This window comes from Pseudoxanthomonas sp. UTMC 1351 (genome assembly GCF_040948865.1).
Classification (GTDB): domain Bacteria; phylum Pseudomonadota; class Gammaproteobacteria; order Xanthomonadales; family Xanthomonadaceae; genus Pseudoxanthomonas_A.
On sequence record NZ_JAVGJT010000006.1, the window covers coordinates 191005 to 208073 of the forward strand.

General features: G+C 61.1%; 15 protein-coding genes. 6 read left to right on the forward strand and 9 right to left on the reverse strand.

Features of this window, described 5'->3' with window-relative positions:
* Positions 1-166: 166 nt before the first annotated feature.
* Positions 167-1117: a Nudix family hydrolase gene (locus AB6O04_RS04810; RefSeq protein WP_368562644.1), complete on the forward strand. Its 951-nt coding sequence runs from the start codon at positions 167-169 to the stop codon at positions 1115-1117.
* A gap of 85 nt (positions 1118-1202) precedes the next feature.
* On the opposite strand, the gene AB6O04_RS04815 is transcribed toward AB6O04_RS04810, so the two are convergent.
* The 7 genes from AB6O04_RS04815 to AB6O04_RS04845 form a co-directional block, all read right to left on the reverse strand.
* On the reverse strand, positions 1203-1400 hold the full coding sequence (locus tag AB6O04_RS04815; protein WP_368562645.1) for a hypothetical protein: 198 nt from the start codon (positions 1398-1400) through the stop codon (positions 1203-1205).
* 100 nt (positions 1401-1500) lie between these two features.
* A complete protein-coding gene (gene coaE, locus AB6O04_RS04820; RefSeq protein ID WP_368562646.1) occupies positions 1501-2133 on the reverse strand; it encodes a dephospho-CoA kinase in 633 nt (210 codons plus the stop codon).
* Positions 2134-2293: 160 nt separating this feature from the next.
* Positions 2294-3157: an A24 family peptidase gene (locus AB6O04_RS04825; RefSeq protein ID WP_368562647.1), complete on the reverse strand. Its 864-nt coding sequence runs from the start codon at positions 3155-3157 to the stop codon at positions 2294-2296.
* A 23-nt stretch (positions 3158-3180) separates the two neighbouring features.
* A complete protein-coding gene (locus tag AB6O04_RS04830) occupies positions 3181-4437 on the reverse strand; it encodes a type II secretion system F family protein (protein WP_368562649.1) in 1257 nt (418 codons plus the stop codon).
* Positions 4438-4666: 229 nt separating this feature from the next.
* The gene (pilB, locus tag AB6O04_RS04835) at positions 4667-6406 is read right to left on the reverse strand and encodes a type IV-A pilus assembly ATPase PilB (protein WP_368562650.1); all 1740 of its coding nucleotides are present in this window, start codon (positions 6404-6406) and stop codon (positions 4667-4669) included.
* A gap of 132 nt (positions 6407-6538) precedes the next feature.
* Positions 6539-7420, reverse strand: a complete 882-nt coding sequence (locus tag AB6O04_RS04840) for a sterol desaturase family protein (protein WP_368562651.1) — start codon at positions 7418-7420, stop codon at positions 6539-6541.
* A 127-nt stretch (positions 7421-7547) separates the two neighbouring features.
* On the reverse strand, positions 7548-7979 hold the full coding sequence (locus AB6O04_RS04845) for a pilin (RefSeq protein ID WP_368562652.1): 432 nt from the start codon (positions 7977-7979) through the stop codon (positions 7548-7550).
* 582 nt (positions 7980-8561) lie between these two features.
* On the opposite strand from AB6O04_RS04845, the gene AB6O04_RS04850 reads away from it, so the two are divergent.
* Positions 8562-9035 carry a transposase gene (locus tag AB6O04_RS04850; protein ID WP_368562653.1) on the forward strand — a complete coding sequence of 158 codons (474 nt, stop codon included), beginning with the start codon at positions 8562-8564 and terminating at the stop codon, positions 9033-9035.
* A 139-nt stretch (positions 9036-9174) separates the two neighbouring features.
* Here the strand turns inward: AB6O04_RS04850 and AB6O04_RS04855 are convergent, their stop codons facing one another.
* On the reverse strand, positions 9175-10578 hold the full coding sequence (locus tag AB6O04_RS04855; protein WP_368562654.1) for a sigma-54-dependent transcriptional regulator: 1404 nt from the start codon (positions 10576-10578) through the stop codon (positions 9175-9177).
* 191 nt (positions 10579-10769) lie between these two features.
* Positions 10770-12398 carry a PAS domain-containing sensor histidine kinase gene (locus tag AB6O04_RS04860; RefSeq protein WP_368562656.1) on the reverse strand — a complete coding sequence of 543 codons (1629 nt, stop codon included), beginning with the start codon at positions 12396-12398 and terminating at the stop codon, positions 10770-10772.
* Between the two features lie 198 nt (positions 12399-12596).
* On the opposite strand from AB6O04_RS04860, the gene sucC reads away from it, so the two are divergent.
* From sucC to AB6O04_RS04880, 4 genes are all read left to right on the forward strand, one after another.
* Positions 12597-13760, forward strand: coding sequence for an ADP-forming succinate--CoA ligase subunit beta (gene sucC / locus AB6O04_RS04865; RefSeq protein WP_368562657.1), 1164 nt, complete (start codon positions 12597-12599; stop codon positions 13758-13760).
* A 130-nt stretch (positions 13761-13890) separates the two neighbouring features.
* On the forward strand, positions 13891-14763 hold the full coding sequence (gene sucD, locus AB6O04_RS04870; protein WP_368562658.1) for a succinate--CoA ligase subunit alpha: 873 nt from the start codon (positions 13891-13893) through the stop codon (positions 14761-14763).
* A 145-nt stretch (positions 14764-14908) separates the two neighbouring features.
* Positions 14909-15328 carry an endonuclease domain-containing protein gene (locus tag AB6O04_RS04875; RefSeq protein WP_368562659.1) on the forward strand — a complete coding sequence of 140 codons (420 nt, stop codon included), beginning with the start codon at positions 14909-14911 and terminating at the stop codon, positions 15326-15328.
* Position 15329: 1 nt separating this feature from the next.
* Entirely contained in the window at positions 15330-16967 is a 1638-nt protein-coding gene (locus AB6O04_RS04880) for an NAD+ synthase (protein WP_368562660.1), read from the forward strand.
* The last annotated feature ends 102 nt before the right edge of the window (positions 16968-17069 follow it).

Below are 17069 nucleotides of genomic sequence, written 5' to 3' on the forward strand. Positions count from 1 at the left end.
GAAGAGCTCGCGGCGGGACGCCGCTCCTACCGTCGAGACAGCCGTTGCTACCCCGAGACGGTGCCCTAACCGCCCAGACGCCGCTCCTACACGATCCGAATCGGCACCCGATCGCGGCGCGACCAGGTAATTGCGTTACCCACCTGATTCCCGGCAAGCTTCGGCCATGCTGACTCCTGTCCGTTCCATTCACGTCATGGCTGCCGTCATCACCGACGCCCGCGGCCGCATCCTGCTGGCCCGACGCACCGAAGGCCGAGACCTTGCCGGACGTTGGGAATTCCCAGGCGGGAAGCGCGAACCTGGTGAAACACCTGAAGCCGCACTGGCGCGCGAGCTGCAGGAAGAGCTGGGCATCGATATCGAAGTGGGCGAGCACGTGATTAGCGTGCCCCAGCAATATCCGGACAAGCGCCTGCGCCTGGACGTGCGCCGACTGACCCGCTGGAAGGGCACGCCACGCGGTCACGAAGGCCAAGCATTGGCCTGGGTGGCGCCCGACAAACTGACCCGTTATGCCATGCCGCCCGCGGACCGGCCGGTGGTCGCGGCGCTGCTGCATTCTGATCACTATCTGGTGACGCCAGAGCCAGGCGATGACGATGCGGCTTGGCTGGCGGCGCTACGGCGCGCGCTGGCGGTCGGTGTTCAGCGCGTGCAGGTGCGTGCTCGCAGTATCAGTGGTGAGCGCTGGCAGGCGCTCGCCAGCGCCGCCGTGCAAGCCTGCCGCGACGCCAAGGCGGAAGTGCTGATCAACGGCGATATCGATCTGGCCCGCCAGCTAAACACCGGCGTGCAGCTGCGCGCCTCCCAACTGCGCGACGTAACGGCTCGGCCGCTACCGGAAGATGTTCCGGTTGCTGCTTCCTGCCACACCGCCGATGACCTGCAGATAGCCGAATCCCTGGGCTGCGATTTCGCCGTACTCGGCAGCCTGAATCCCACCGCGACTCATCCCCGCACATCGCCTTTAGGCTGGGAAGGCTTCGCCCGTCTCCGTGAAAACGTATCGCTTCCCATCTACGCCATTGGCGGCCTGCGCCCGCAGGACATCGCCGAAGCCAGGCAACATGGAGCCCAGGGTATCGCTGCTATTCGGGCGTTGTGGCCGGCGTGACAATGTAGGAAGCCCAGACCTACCGCAGGCTTCGATTGTTGCTGTTGCTGTTGTAGGAGCGCCGTCCCGGCGCGAGCTCTTCCCATCAGGTCGCGACAAAAGCGAACAGCTCGCGGCGGGACGTCGCTCCTACCACCAGCCAGCGCCCCTGCCGGAGACCTTGCTTGTCGCTATTGCAGCCGCTGCCGCTGCCGCTGCCGCTGCCGCTGCTGTTGCTGTTGCCGTTGCCGTTGCCGTTGCTGTTGTAGGAGCGCCGTCCCCGGCGCGAGCTCTTGCTCCGCAAACGACACGCATCCCCAGATATGAGCATCATTCACGGCATATGCCGGAAACGCTCACGACCGAGCTCCTCGGCGGCGGTCAGAAGGCCGCCGCCCAAGCTGCTACTGGGCATGGCCGCTAAGAGCTTCCGCCGCCAGCACCCGATAGCGCCCATCCAACTCAGCCACTGCATCCCGCAAATTCTCGATATCCCCCTCGTTGACCACCACATCATCAGCCAACGCCAAGCGTTGGGCGCGGCTGGCCTGAGCGGCCATCATCTTGTCGGCCAATACGGCATCGATACCATCACGCAGCATCAGGCGCGCCTTCTGCGTGGCGGGTGAAACATCCACCACCAGAATGCGGTCCAGCCATGGATAGCCCGCTCGACCACCCGCCTCAGTCAGCAGCGGAATCGTCGCTATGGCGTACGGACCCGGTGCGTCGGCACAGATGGCGTGCAGTCGTGCCCGAATCGCAGGATGCAGGATCACTTCCAGCGCACGCCGCTCCTCATCATTCTGGAACACCCGCGCCCGTAAAGCGGCCCGATCCAGCCGGCCATCCGCCAGCAGCACCTGACCGCCAAAATGCGCCACAACGGCAGCCAGGGCGGGCTGTCCGGGTTCGACAATCTCACGGGCAATCAAATCGGCATCGGCCACCGCAACGCCTCTCTCGGCGAAGCCTCTCTCCAGCGCACTCTTGCCCGAAGCGATGCCGCCGGTCAGTCCAATGAAGTAATCGGCCATGAGGGGGATTAGACCCTGTTCCCCAGTGACAGGGGAAGCCGTCTCGATTCCTGCATTGTGGGAGTCGTACCGGCATGCCGGTACGGGTGAGTCGCGACGCTTTCCCATGCCGGCCACTTTCCGGTCGCGACTCACGTCGCTCCCACAATGGTCTAAAGACCTACCTCAACCCAGCAAACCGAAGATACCCATCAATCAGCGCTTCGCCCCAAAAGAAAACAATCCAACCCGCGATCGCCAAATAGGGGCCAAAAGGAATAGGAGTGGCACGGTCACGCCCCTTCATCGCCAGCCAGATGGAGCCGACCACCGCGCCCACCACCGAAGACAACAAGATCGTCGGCAGCACGCCCTTCAGGCCGACCCAGGCACCAATCGCGGCCAATAGCTTGAAATCGCCATGGCCCATGCCTTCCTTGCCAGTCACCTGCTTGAACAGCCACCACACCACCCACAGGGACGTGTAGCCGGCAATCGCACCCAGCAACGCCGGTTTGGCCGGCATATAAAGGTTGTCCACGCTGGCGATCAATCCCAGCCACATCAAAGGCAAGGTCAGCTGATCCGGCAGCAACCGGGTGCGAAAGTCGATCCCAGACAAAGCCACCAGAAAGCAACTCAGCAACGCCGCACCAAAGCCCTGCCACCCAAAACCAAAGCGCCAGACCGCGGCGACCGCCAGCAAGCCCGTCAGGAGCTCCACCAACGGATACTGCGCAGAAATCGGCGCCTTGCAGTGGCGGCAACGCCCACGCAGCGCCAGCCAGCTGATCAGCGGAATGTTCTCGAACCACGACAGCGTGTGCTTGCAATGCGGGCAGTGCGACCGCTCCACCACGATCCCAGGTGGAGGCGGGTCGTAGATCTCCGGCAACTCCAGGATCTCCCGCGAATCGCGCTTCCAGTGCCACTCCAACCGCCGCGGCAACCGCAGGATCACCACATTGAGAAAACTACCAACAAGCAGGCCAAGGCCGGCTACGACTGGGTAGCCCAGTTCTGGGTGCTGATCGAGGAATGCCATTTGGCGATTCTAGCGGGTATACATCAAATCGTAGCAGCCAGCTTGAAGATGGGTAGGTACATGCCTATCACCATGCCGCCAACTAGGACACCAATCACTACCATGATCATCGGTTCGATCAGACTTGCCAACGCATCCACCGCATTGTTGACTTCCTGTTCGTAGTACTCGGCCACTTTGAACAACATGGTATCCAGCGCACCGGCTTCTTCGCCGATTGCGGTCATCTGGATCACCATATGCGGGAATAGCGCCGTCTGCTTCATCGCCATGTTGACTGGATAGCCTACGGCCACATCGTCGCGCATACGGAGGACTGCTTTTTCATAGACAGTGTTACCGGTCGCGCCGGCCACCGTCTCCAAAGCTTCCACCAGTGGCACACCGGCCTTGAAGGTGACCGCCGTGGTCCGGGCGAACCGGGCAATGGCCGAGTTATGCATGATTTCACCGATCACTGGAATTTTCAGGATGGCTTTGTCGATGAAATGCTGAAAAGCGGGGGAACGTTTGAAGAAGAAGATGAAAGCAAACAAGCCGCCAACAACCAGCAACAGCGCGACCCACCACCAGCTCACCAGAAAACGAGACGCGCCGACAATCATCTGCGTAAACGCGGGAAGTTCGGCACCAAATCCTTTGAACGTCTCTTCGAACTGCGGGACGACAAAGATCAGCAGGATCGCACTGACAATGATCGCAACCGCAATGGTCATCGCGGGGTAGAACAGCGCCTTCTTGATCTTGCCTTTCAGGGCTTCCAGATTTTCCTTGTAGTTGGCGATCGTATCCAGCACGATCTCCAGCACGCCTGCGCTTTCGCCGGCCCGTACCAGTCCCCGATACAACTCGTCGAATTGCACAGGGTGCTTGCTGATGGCCTCGGACAGTGATGAGCCGCCTTCGATATCATTGCGGATGGTTCTCACCATCTTCTTCATCCGTACGTTCTTCTGTCCGCCTTCGATGATTTCCAGCGCGCTCACGATAGGTACGCCGGACTTCATCATGGTCGCCATCTGGCGGCTGAAGAATGCGATTTCCTTGACACTGATTGGCTTGCCGGCCTGTCCGAACAATGGTTTCGGCTTGGCCTTGACCACATTGGGTGTGATGCCCTGCCGGCGCAGCTCGGCGCGCAGCATATTGGCGTTCTTGGACTGCTGCTCGCCCTTCATCTTCACGCCGCGCTTGTCCACGCCTTCCCAGACGAATAGGCTCAGCGGGTTGTCGCGAACAGGCGTGACTGTCTTCTTGGCGGCGGAACGGGTAATAGCCATCTGTTTTCCCCTGGCCGGCTTCCCCAGCCGGACGTCTCTCTTCATGGTAGCCGGTTATCAGGGGAAGGGAACCACCCCTGCTGTGACGGTCGGCAGGGTTTGCGGTTCCAAACCGACGAACCGTAGGAGCGCCCCATGGGCGTGAGCTTAGATCGCCCCTGGAAAAGCTCGCGCCCATGGGGTGCTCCTACGCGGGCGGACTGTTTCCTGGATGCCAGGAGCGCGCGCCTCAATCCTTAGTAACGCGATTGATCTCCGCCAGCCCGGTAACGCCGTTGCGGACCTTTAAAAGAGCGGACTGCCGCAGGTCCCGGATGCCAGCCTTCTGCGCAACCTCCGCAATCTGCATGGCATTGCCGCCTTCTAGCACGATGGCTTGGATCTCGTCGCTCATCGGCATGACCTGATAGATGCCGGTCCGGCCTTTATAACCTTCGGTGCATTCGTCGCAGCCCACTGGCTCGTAGAGAATGAACCCAGCATCGATTTCCTGCTGGTTGAAGCCCTCTGCCAACAAGGCATGCGCCGGCAACTCAACCGCACGCTTGCAGCGGTTGCACAGCCGCCTAGCCAAGCGTTGGGCGATGATCAGGGTGACCGAACTTGTGATGTTGTAGGGCGCGATACCCATATTCATCAGGCGGGCAATGGTCTGGGGGGCATCGTTGGTGTGCAGCGTGGATAGCACCATATGGCCAGTCTGGGCCGCCTTGATGCCGATTTCGGCGGTTTCCAAGTCGCGAATTTCGCCGACCATGATCACGTCCGGATCCTGGCGCAGGAAGCTGCGCAACGCCGCGGCGAAGGTCATGCCGCGCTTGATGTTCTGCTGCACCTGATTGACACCCGGCAAACGGATTTCCACCGGGTCTTCCACGGTGGAAATATTACGGACTTCGTCGTTGAGGATGCCCAGTGCGGTGTATAGGGATACGGTTTTACCGGAGCCGGTGGGGCCGGTGACGAGTACCATACCGTAAGGCTTCTGGATAGCCGCCTCGAAGAGCGCCTGCTGGTCCGGCTCGTAACCCAGTTTTTCGATGCCTAGCTTGGCCGCGCTGCCGTCCAGGATACGCAGCACCACTTTTTCACCGAACAGGGTAGGCAGGGTGCTGACACGGAAGTCGATCTGCTTGGTCTTGCTGAGATTCAACTTGATGCGCCCGTCCTGTGGCACACGCTTTTCGGCGATGTCTAATTGCGACATCACCTTCAGACGGGCAGCGATGCGCTGGCTCAACTTGACTGGCGCTTTCGCCACCTGTTTCAGGATGCCGTCGATACGCAGGCGGACTCGGTAGTCGGTCTCATAAGGCTCGAAGTGAATGTCCGACGCTCCGCGTTTGATGGCATCTATCAGTACCTTGTTGACGAACTTGACGACAGGTGTATCGTCGCCCTTGCTATCCATCGCGCTATCTGCGGTATTGGCCAAATCTTCGTCGGTGCCAACTTCCAGATTCTCTAAGCCGTCATCGTCGTCACTGAAAGCATTAGTCAGATTGCTGACAGCATTGAGCCACTGATCCAGCGTGCGCCGCAGCATGTCTTCGTCAACTAAGATCGGTTCCACCACCAAATTGGTATGGAACTTGACTTCATCTAGTGCATGAGTATTCGTGGGGTCGGATACGCCAACGAACAACTTGTTACCACGTTTGAACAGCGGTAGCACGCGGTGCTTTTGCAACAAGTCATCACTCACCAACTTGATGGCATTATGTGCAGGAGCGAAGGCAGTGGCATCCAGCAATGGCATGCCAAACTCGATCGCATTCGCGGCAGCAAGCTGTGCCGCAGTAGCCAACTTCTTCTCGGCGACCCATTGCGCCAACGGAATTTTCGCCTCGGCGGCGTTGGCCATCGCGGTGCGTGCCGATGTTTCGTCCATTGCGCTATCGATGACCAGGCGCCGAGCGATGCCGGTAATCCCGACCAGATTGACAGTATTGGAGACTTGGGCATTCATAGTGAAACTCTCTGTGACGCAAACGAAACTGGTAGGCGGGCAGGAAGCAGACCAACTGCCAAGTCATTGTAAAAATTCGTTCATCCATCATCGATAGCGGTCGTTTTATACGAACCCGCCACTATAAAATCCCTAGCTTTTAGCCGCGAAGCAGCTACTCCATAAACGCGATGACTTTTCCCTCAGCAAGCTCGCCCATTGAGCGATTGGATTTAGCAGTTGACGTGTAAACGAAGCATGGTTGATGCAGTCGGTTCCTACCTTTGCATCACAGACTCCCGGTACGTAGTAAGTCTTGAAGGCTTGATCAAACACGGAAAAGATGGTGGCGAAATTGTTGCCAATGCCGAGCCCTTCCCTGACATGGTGCCACCTATGCATGGCGGGCGATACTAAGATGCGCCCAACTGGCCCATACGTCCATGGGACGTTCGCGTGAGTTAGGAGGCCATAGTAGTGGCGAATGAGGCCGTTGGCGATAAGTGCCCAGAACGGAAAGCCAATTAGATACAGGGTCCCCATGTCAATCAAAACAGTAACTACCCGATTCAAGGGGTGGATACGGTAAACAGTAAGCCAATTCATCTCCCGATCGCTGTGGTGCATGGAATGGATCGGCCAAAGCCAGATGCTGTGCTCCAATCGGTGGCGAAAATAGCCGATCAAGTCCCCTGTTGCCACGGCTATCAGCAGCGTTGCCCAGGTGGGTAACGCTTCGAAGAATGAAAGGCCGAGTCGATTTATTTGCGTGGTTGCTACGGTGTCTTGAATTAAAAACGCCAGTGTCACCAGCAGAGGGCCGACAAACAGCGCATCAAGAAGGAAGCAAAGATAGTTGACCCGGAAGCTGGCGCCGGAGATTTTCCGTAGCACCTGTATCAGGTCCTTTCTATGCAAGATTGCCGAAAGCAATAGGAAAGCACCCGCTTCCACCGACAAGGCCCTGGTTGCATCGAATACAGCGGAGAGCAGCTGCGTAAGTGAATCTATCAATGTGTCTTCAGCATTTAGCATAAGTCGCCGCGACGTCTGCGCAACACTAGTGGTGGCGGTTAATGTCTACCTGACCAGAGCAATCATTCAAAATGACAAGGGGCGTATTCAACGCCCCTTGTCCAAGCGCAAATTGGCTTGACGTCAATTACAGAGCAGCAGCAGCCTGACACGACTGCGGAGCATAACGAGCGACGCTAGCACTGCAGCTCCAGGTGACTGAACCCAATTGAGCATTCCAGGCCGGAGTCAGGGTGATGACCTGGCCGCCAGTGCCATCGGGGCCGCCGGTGCCTGCTGCCCCCGTGATGGCGATGACGCCTGCAGAAGAAATAGTGGCGGTAGCCACTTTGCCGCCGGTGCCTGGCGCTTGGCAGTTGCCAGCCGTTGCAGAACCAGCAACCTGGGAGGCTTCGGTTACGCAGGTGCGGGCGGCGCTGGCGGCCAACACCAATTCTGACACGCGTGCCTTGACTGTGTAGTCCTGATAAGCCGGCAGCGCGATCGCAGCCAGGATGGCGATGATGGCGACGACGATCATCAGTTCGATGAGGGTGAAGCCCTGCATGTTCTTCTTCATAAACAATTCCCCTTTGAGGATTTGGCGTGGATGGTTAGGGACACGTGAGCGTCCATGCCCCTAAGAATGGACCGTGGGCGCCGTGCATACGCCGCACGTGCCTAGGAACTGGAGCATGTTGCGTGCCAACTGTCAGAGCCCCCTGGTGGTCCCCTGTCCCGATGCTTCGGGGACCCAGACGCTGAAGTCGGCGGCGACTATCGCACCAATTTTTAGCTTTGTGTATCGGCCAAAGTTCGCAATTCTGGGGTGCATCACAGAATTGGAAGCTTGTTGGTTGCGGCGTCTTAAAGCGGCGCAAAGCCAGCGGTAGCAAGGCTGACGAGGTGCGTCACTTTGTGACCTTGTGGGTCAGTTTGTAGGGGTGTGGCTTACGGGTGGTGTCAAGGAAATGGCGGATGCGGATGGTGAGCGGCTGGCGTAGGAGCGGGCCATGCCCGCGAAGGTTTTGGCGGGGTGTGAGGGAAGAGCTTCGCGCCCATGGGGCGCTCCTACCGAGACGGGTTTGCAAGGCGATTTCCGACCTTGCGTGACGTGGTTTTCCGATGGCGCTGCGGCCGGGTATTTGCAAATCTGTCCAGCATGGTCTGGAAGCTTGCATCTCCATCGGGGCATGCTGCATTGCGGCGCGGACGATTTTCGTCGGCGGGACAGATCTATCACGTGACGGTGGTAACCCATGGCCGTACCCCTGTGTTCAAGCAGTACGACGTGGCGGTTGCGGCCGCTCGCTGCCTGCACCGGCAGTCGGATTTGAACGGGTCGCGTTTGCTGGCTTGGGTGTTGATGCCGGACCACACGCATTGGCTGTTGCAGTTAGGACAGTTGGAGTCACTGTCGCATGCGGTTGCGCGATTAAAGTCAGCGACGGCGCGGTGTGCGAACCGTGCGCGGGGCCAGGAGGGACCGCTGTGTAGTCGCTCCTTTCACGACCACGCGCTGCGCCGGGATGAGGATGTGCAAAAAGTGGCGCGCTATCTCATTGCCAATCCGCTGCGGGCCGGTTTGGTGGAGCGAATCGGGGATTACCCGTTTTGGGATGCGGTATGGCTGTGATGGGGAGCGGACGGTGCAGGATTGCGGTCGCGCCCATGGGGCGCTCCTACGACGGTTGTTGGTAGGAGCGGGCCATGCCCGCGAGCTTTTATTGCGAGATACCGGCGGAGAAGCTCGCGCCCATGGGACGCTCCTACAGTTACTCCATCCCCAGCTTCTTCAGCTTGTACCGCAACGCACGAAACGTGATGCCCAATTGCGCGGCAGCCTTGGTCTTGTTCCAGCGGTTTTCTTCCAGGGCTTTCTGGATGGCGGCGCGTTCCAGCTGTTCGATGTAGGAGGGCAGGGCGCCGCTGGCGGGGTCGATGTCGATGGCGCCGGGCGCGTCGGGAATCGCTTCGCCAGCGCCGATGTCGTTGCCGGACTTACGGGCATTGGCTGGGACTTGCGGCAGGTACAGGTCGTCGACTTCGATGCTGTGGCCTTCGGCCATGGCCAGTGCGCGCTCCAGGATGTTTTCCAGCTCGCGCACGTTGCCCGGGAAGGAATAGCGGCCGAGTGACGCCATGGCGTCCGGTGAAACCGAGGGTGGATTGCGTCCGTGCTGCTCGGCCAGGCGATCCAGGATGGCCGACGTCAGCTGCGGCAAATCGCCGGTGCGTTCGCGCAGTGGTGGGACCCGCAGTTCGATGACGTTGATGCGGTAGTACAGGTCGTGGCGGAAGCGTCCGTCGCTGGCCAGTTCGCCCAAATCCTTGTGGGTCGCGGAAAGAATGCGGACGTCAACCAGCGACTCTGTGGAAGCACCGACCGGGCGCACGGACTTTTCCTGGATGGCGCGCAGCAGTTTGACCTGCATGGGCAGCGGTAGCTCGGCGACTTCGTCCAGGAACAGGGTGCCGCCGTTGGCCGCCTGGAACAGGCCAGGCTTGTCGGCATGCGCGCCTGTGAAGCTGCCCTTCTTGTGGCCGAAGAACTCGCTTTCCATGAGCTCCGCCGGGATCGCGCCGCAGTTGACGGGAACGAACGGCCCGACCGCGCGCGCGCCCTGTTCGTGGATGGTGCGGGCCACCAGTTCCTTGCCCACGCCGGATTCGCCCAGGATGTAGACCGGCGCCTGGCTGCGCGACACCTTGGCGATGGTTTCGCGCAGGGTGGCCATGGCAGCCGAACCGCCCAGCAGGCGGCTGGCCTGTTCCGGCGGCGGTGGGGCGGGCGGCGCGCGGTCGGCGTTGCTGAGTTCCAGGGCGTGCTTGACCAGGCCACGCAGCACGGTGAGGTCGACCGGCTTGCTGACGAAGTCGAAAGCGCCGGCCTTCAGCGCCTCCACTGCCAGTTCGATATTGCCGAACGCCGTGATCATGGCGACCGGCATCTTTGGGTACAGGCGGGCGATCTCGCTGACCAGGTCGATGCCGTTGCCGTCTGGCAGCCGCATATCGGTGAAGCACAGACCGTAGGTGTTGCGGGCGAGCAGCTCGCGGGCTTCGCCGAGATTGGCAGCGGTGTCGATACGCAGGCCCATGCGGCCCAGGGTCAATACCAGCAGTTCGCGGATATCGCGTTCGTCATCGACAATCAGGGCGCTACGATTTTCGCTCATGAATCCCCCTTCGGCCCCTGTCGCGTGAGTGTAACGGCTCGGTGTGAACGATGGTAGGCGCAGTCACCAACGTAGGAGCGCCGTCCCGGCGCGAGCTCTTGGCCTTTATCGCGATCTGACAGGAAGAGCTCGCGCCGGGACGGCGCTCCTACAGGTGGGCGGGGAAACGATGCCGACTCATCGCGACACCTTCACGCAGGCAACAACGCGTGCGGGCCAGGCAGGGTGACGCGGAAGCAGCTGCCGCCGCCGGGTACGGCGACATATTCCAATGTGGCCTGGTTGGCGCGGCAGAGTTCGCGGGCGATATACAGGCCCAGGCCGGTGCCGTGCTCGGAGGTGGTGAAGAACGGCCGGAACAGCTGCGCCGCGACCACCTCGGGGATGCCAGGACCGCGGTCCATCACATCGATCATGGGGCGGTGATCGGACTGGAACACGCGGATCCGGATCCGCGCCGGCTCGCCTGGCAGACGGCCATAATTCAGTGCGTTGTGTACCAGCACGGTCATCACCTGCTGCAGGTGGCGCGTATCGATCAGAGCCGGTACGGACTTGGCGCCGGTGATCACTTCCAGCGTATCGGTTTCGATGGACAGGCTCTGCCGATATTCCTCGACGAAGCGGCGGGCGAACGTGCCGAGCTCCACGTGCTCGGGCGTCGCGCGTTCGCGCCGGGCCAGCCCCAGCACGCTCTCCACGATGCCGTTGGTGCGCTGGCATTGCTGATGGATGATCTGCAGCAGGCGGCGATCGCCATCGACGATGCTGGGTGACTCTTCCAGCAGTTGTACCGCGTAGTTGATGGCCGCCAGAGGGTTGCGAATTTCGTGCGCCAGGCTGGCGGAAAACCGGCCCAGCGCGGCCAGTGTCAGCGATTCGGCGCGCCGCGAAACCACGGTGGCATCGTCCAGGAAAATCAGCGAGGTATCGCTGTCGGCCAATAAACGAGCGAAGCGCGGCTGCACCTCCGGCTGATCGGGCGAAAGCTGCATCGGTGTCTCGTCGGTCTGCCAGCCGCTGCGCCAGCGCTGCAGCCGGCGGGCCAGTTCCGGAGCCGCGTCGTTCAAGGAAATTCCCTGGCCATCGTTCTTGCCGTCGCCGGCTTCGGTGCCGTCGCCCAGCAGCAGGTTGGCGGCTTCATTGGCCAGCTTGATGCGATTGTCGGCATCCACCACCAATACGCCGGTGCGCATGCGGCGGATGATCAGTTCGTTGACTTCGAACAGGTTGGCGACTTCCACCCCGCGTTTGTCCGCCAGGGCCTCGCTGGAACGCGCACGGCGCCCGATCTGGAACGCCAGATATGACAACGACAGATAGCCGATGGCGAACATCATGACTTCGGCGATCGGCCGGGAATAATCGGTTTCGGTGAAGGTGCTCCAGAAGAATTCGCCGAACAATGCTCCCGTGGACAGTGCCGCCACCGCCGCCACCCAGCGCCACGAGGGCATCAGCAATGCGGCGGCCGACACGTTGAACAGCAGCATCATGGCGACGCCAGCGGTGGCCGAAGGCAGGGCATGGGTGATCAGCATCGCCGCCGCGACGTCGATGCAGATACTGACGAACACGATCGGCATCAGCCAGCGGACGTTGCGCCCGAAGAAAAACAGCACCAGCGCCAAGACCATGTAGGCGATGGTGACCCACGTGGCCAGTTCCGGGTTGTGCGCCTGGCCCAGTACGCTGATCAGCGGACTGAACAGCAACGCCGCCAATACGCCGGCTTCCAGCAGACGGAACAGGGCGAAGGAGTAGAGCTCGCGCTTCGGAGCCGACTCGATGTGCGCCATGATCGCTTGTGCGTGTCGCAAGCCCGTACTTCCCCCAGAACGAGGGGGACAGTATAGGCATCCTTTATCGGCCCCAAGGCGCCACGGGCGTCCCGTTTTGCGCCACCCGCCCGGGTCGGCCACAATAGGGGGCTCGCCCGAGCCGCCTGGAGGCGTTTTGCCAGGTCCGGCTGCGGGCGAAGTGCTTGCTTTACTTCTGTTCCCTACCCACGGTGACGCATGAATTTCCACGAATACCAGGCAAAACAACTGTTTGCCGAATATGGCATTGCAGTCCCGGCCGGGCGCGTCGCGCGCACGCCGGAAGAAGCGGTAGAAGCCGCGAAGTCCATCCCCGGCGATCTCTGGGTGGTCAAGGCCCAGATTCACGCGGGCGGCCGCGGTAAAGCCGGCGGCGTCAAGCTGGCCAAGACCCTGGACGAAGTGAAACAGTACGCCGCCGCGATGCTGGGCACCAAGATGGCGACCTATCAGTCCGCCGGCGTGGCCCTGCCCATCGACACCGTGCTGATTTCCGAAGGCACCGATATCGCCAAGGAGCTGTACTTGTCGGTGCTGGTGGACCGCGCCACGCAGGCCGTCACCTTCATCACCTCCAGCGAAGGCGGTGTGGAAATCGAGAAGGTTGCCGCTGAAACGCCCGAACTCATTCATCAGCTGGACGTCAACTTCGTCCAGGGCCTGCAGCCTTACCAGTGCCGCGAGATCGGCTTCAAGCTGGGCTTGAACGCCAAGCAGGTCAACCAGCTGACCAAGATCATGATGGGCCTGTACAAGCTGTTCAATGAAAAGGACCTGGCGCTGGTCGAGTTGAACCCGCTGGCCATCCTTACCAACGGCGATCTGGCCGTGCTGGATGGCAAGGTCAATTCCGACGACAACGCCAGCTTCCGCCACCCAGACCTGGTCGCCATGCGCGACAAGGCGCAGGAAGACGAGACCGAAGTGCTGGCTTCCGAGCATGACCTCAACTACGTCACCATGGACGGCAACATCGGCTGCATGGTCAATGGCGCGGGTCTGGCGATGGCCACCATGGACGTGATCAAGCTCAACGGCGGCGAGCCGGCCAACTTCCTGGACGTCGGCGGTGGCGCCACCAAGGAACGCGTGACCACGGCGTTCAAGCTGATCCTGTCCTCGGACAAGGTGAAGGCGATCTTCGTCAACATCTTCGGCGGCATTGTCCGCTGCGACATGATCGCCGAAGGCATCATCGCCGCGGTCAAGGACGTGGGCGTCAAGGTGCCGGTGATCGTGCGCCTGGAAGGCACCAACGTGGAAGCCGGCAAGACGCTGCTGCGTGACTCCGGCCTGGCCATCACCCCGGCGGACGACATCAACGACGGCGCCAAGAAAGCCGTCGCTGCGGTCGCCGCCTGATCGTTTTTTTGGTCCCCTCCTCCGCTTGCGGGGGAGGGCTAGGGTGGGGGCGCTTTTGACGGCTGCCCCCATCCCAACCCTTCCCCCCCGCAAGCGAGGGAAGGGCTCAAAACCAGACTAGGAAGAATTCATGAGCGTTTTGGTCAACAAGAACACGAAGGTCATCGTCCAGGGCTTCACCGGCCAGCAGGGCACCTTCCACGCCACCCAGATGGTGGAATACGGTACCCAGGTGGTCGGTGGCGTAACCCCGGGCAAGGGCGGCACCACCCATATCGAACTGCCGGTGTTCAACACCGTGCGTGAAGCGGTCGAAGGTACTGGCGCCGACGCCTCGGTCATCTACGTGCCGCCGCCGTTCGCGGCCGATGCCATCCTGGAAGCGGCCGATGCCGGCATCAAGGTCATCGTGACGATTACCGAAGGCATCCCGGTGCTGGACATGCTGCGCGTCAAGAACACGCTGAAGGGTTACCCGGGCGTGACCCTGATCGGTCCCAACTGCCCCGGCATCATCACCCCGGGCGAGTGCAAGATCGGCATCATGCCGGGCCACATCCACAAGCCGGGCAAGATCGGCATCGTGTCGCGTTCGGGCACGCTGACCTATGAAGCGGTGCACCAGACCACGGCCGTCGGCCTGGGCCAGAGCACCTGCATCGGCATCGGCGGCGACCCGATCAATGGCCTGAACTTCGTCGACTGCCTGAAGCTGTTCAACGAAGATCCGCAGACCGAAGGCATCATCATGGTCGGCGAGATCGGCGGTTCGGCGGAAGAAGAAGGCGCCGAATACATCGCCAAGCACGTCAAGAAGCCAGTGGTCGGCTTCATCGCCGGCGCCTCGGCTCCGGCCGGCAAGCGCATGGGCCACGCCGGCGCCATCGCCTCGGGCGGCAAGGGCACCGCGGAAGGCAAATTCGCCGCGATGGAAGCGGCCGGCATCACTACGGTGCGTTCGCCCGGTGACTTGGGTGCGGCGATTGCTTCGCGGTTGAAGTAAGCGTTCCCAAATGTGAGACAAAAAAGGCCGCCTTTTGGCGGCCTTTTCATGCCATGCGCGGCGGATCGCCCCTTCCCCCGATTGCGGGGGAAGGCTGGGATGGGGGCAAAATGTCGCCAACGACGACAAAGCACAGGAAGTGCGTATGCGAAATGGACAAAAGCGCGATCGCGCATGTGAACTCCGCAAGGACATGACGCTGGCCGAGCGCAAGCTATGGTCGATACTTAAAGCACAGCAACTCGACGGATATCGGTTCAGGTGTCAAATGCCTGTCGGCCCGTATGTCGCTGATTTCGCTTGCTTGGCAGCCAGTTTGATCATTGAGGTGGACGGCGGTCAGCATCTGGAGTCGGCGAGCGACGCTGCTCGCGACAGCTACTTGGCGAGGCAAGGCTTTAGAGTGCTGAGGTTCTGGAATAATGATGTCCTGGCGAATCTGGAGGGTGTCCGTGCGGTGATCGCGCAGCGGCTTTCGGAGGCTTGCCCCCATCCCAACCCCGTATCAAGTACGGGGCAGGCTCTTCCCCCGCAGACGGGGGAAGGGGCTGAACCAGAAGGCTGACATGTCCCGTATCCTCCGCATCGCCCTGGCCCAATTCGATTTCCCCGTCGGCGCGGTGGCGCAGAACGCCGAGCGCATTGAAGCGATGATCGCCGAGGCGCGCGATGAATACGGCGCGGACGTGGTGATGTTTCCTGAGTTGGCGATCAGCGGTTATCCGCCGGAAGATCTGCTGCTGCGGCCGCGTTTCCTGTCCGATTGCGAAAGCGCTCTGCGTCATTTGGCGGCGACCACGCATGGCATCGTGGCGGTGGTCGGCTGGCCGCAATCGGTGGGCAGCGTGGTCTATAACGCTGCCAGCGTGCTGCGCGATGGCGCCATCGAAACCACCTACCGTAAGCGCGAATTGCCGAACTACGCGGTGTTCGACGAGCGCCGCTATTTCGATGTAGACCCCGACGGCGGCACGTGCGTGTTCGAGATGAAGGGCGTGCAAGTGGGCTTGGTGATCTGCGAAGACTTGTGGTTTCCCGAACCCTTGGCGGAAACGGCGACCGCTGGCGCCGAACTGGTCGTGGTTCCAAACGCATCGCCATTCGAACGCGACAAGCACGCGCAACGGGACGCGCTGCTAACCATGCGGATCAAAGAGACCGGCGTGGGATTGGCGTATCTGAACGTTGTTGGTGGACAGGATGCGCTGGTATTCGATGGTGCCTCGGTCGTTGCCGATGGTGACGCGGTGGTACATCCAGCGGCCGCGGCGTTCACCGATCAATGGTTGGTCGTGGATTTCGATGCCTCCACGCGCCGTTTCAACGCGGTGCAGTGGATGGACGATGGCGACGAAAGCCGCGATGCGCTCGCTTGGCGTGCCATTGTGCGCGGTGTGCGCGATTACTGTGGCAAGAACGGCTTCAAGAAAGTCTGGTTGGGATTGTCGGGCGGCATCGATTCGGCCGTGGTATTGGCGATGGCTGTCGATGCCTTAGGCGCCGAAAACGTTACCGCAGTGCGGCTGCCTTCGCGTTATACGGCGGGTTTATCCAATGACCTGGCTGCCGAACAGTGCGAGGCGATGGGCGTGAAGCTGGAAACCATCTCCATCGAGGCGCCGTTCAAGGGCTTCATGGAAGCGCTGTCGCCGGTCTTCGCTGGTTTGGAGGTGGATGCCACCGAAGAAAACCTGCAATCGCGCAGCCGTGGCGCGATCATGATGGCGCTCAGCAACAAACTAGGCGGGCTGTTGCTGACCACGGGCAACAAGAGCGAGTACGCCGTGGGGTACGCCACCATCTACGGCGACATGTGCGGCGGCTACGCGCCCATCAAGGATCTGTACAAGACCGAAGTATTTGCGCTGGCGCGTTGGCGCAATACCGTTGGTGGATCGCCTGTGATTCCGGAGGCTGTCATCACTCGGCCACCATCAGCCGAGCTACGCGAGAACCAGACTGATCAGGATTCGCTGCCGCCGTACGACGTGCTGGACGCCATCCTGTTCCGCTACGTCGACCAGGAACAGTCGCGCGACGAAATCGTCGCCGCGGGATTCGATGCCGAGACCGTGGACAGAATGCTGCGGCTGGTGCGCATCAATGAGTGGAAGCGCCATCAGGCCGCACCCGGGCCCAAGGTGTCACGGCGCGCCTTCGGCCGTGAACGGCGCTATCCGATCACCAACAAGTACCCCGCCTGAGTCGTGATTCAGCCCCTTCCCCCGCGTGCGGGGGGAAGAGCCTGCCCCGTACTTTTGCCCCCATCCCAGCCTTCCCCCGCACGCGGGGAAGGGGCGGTTCAC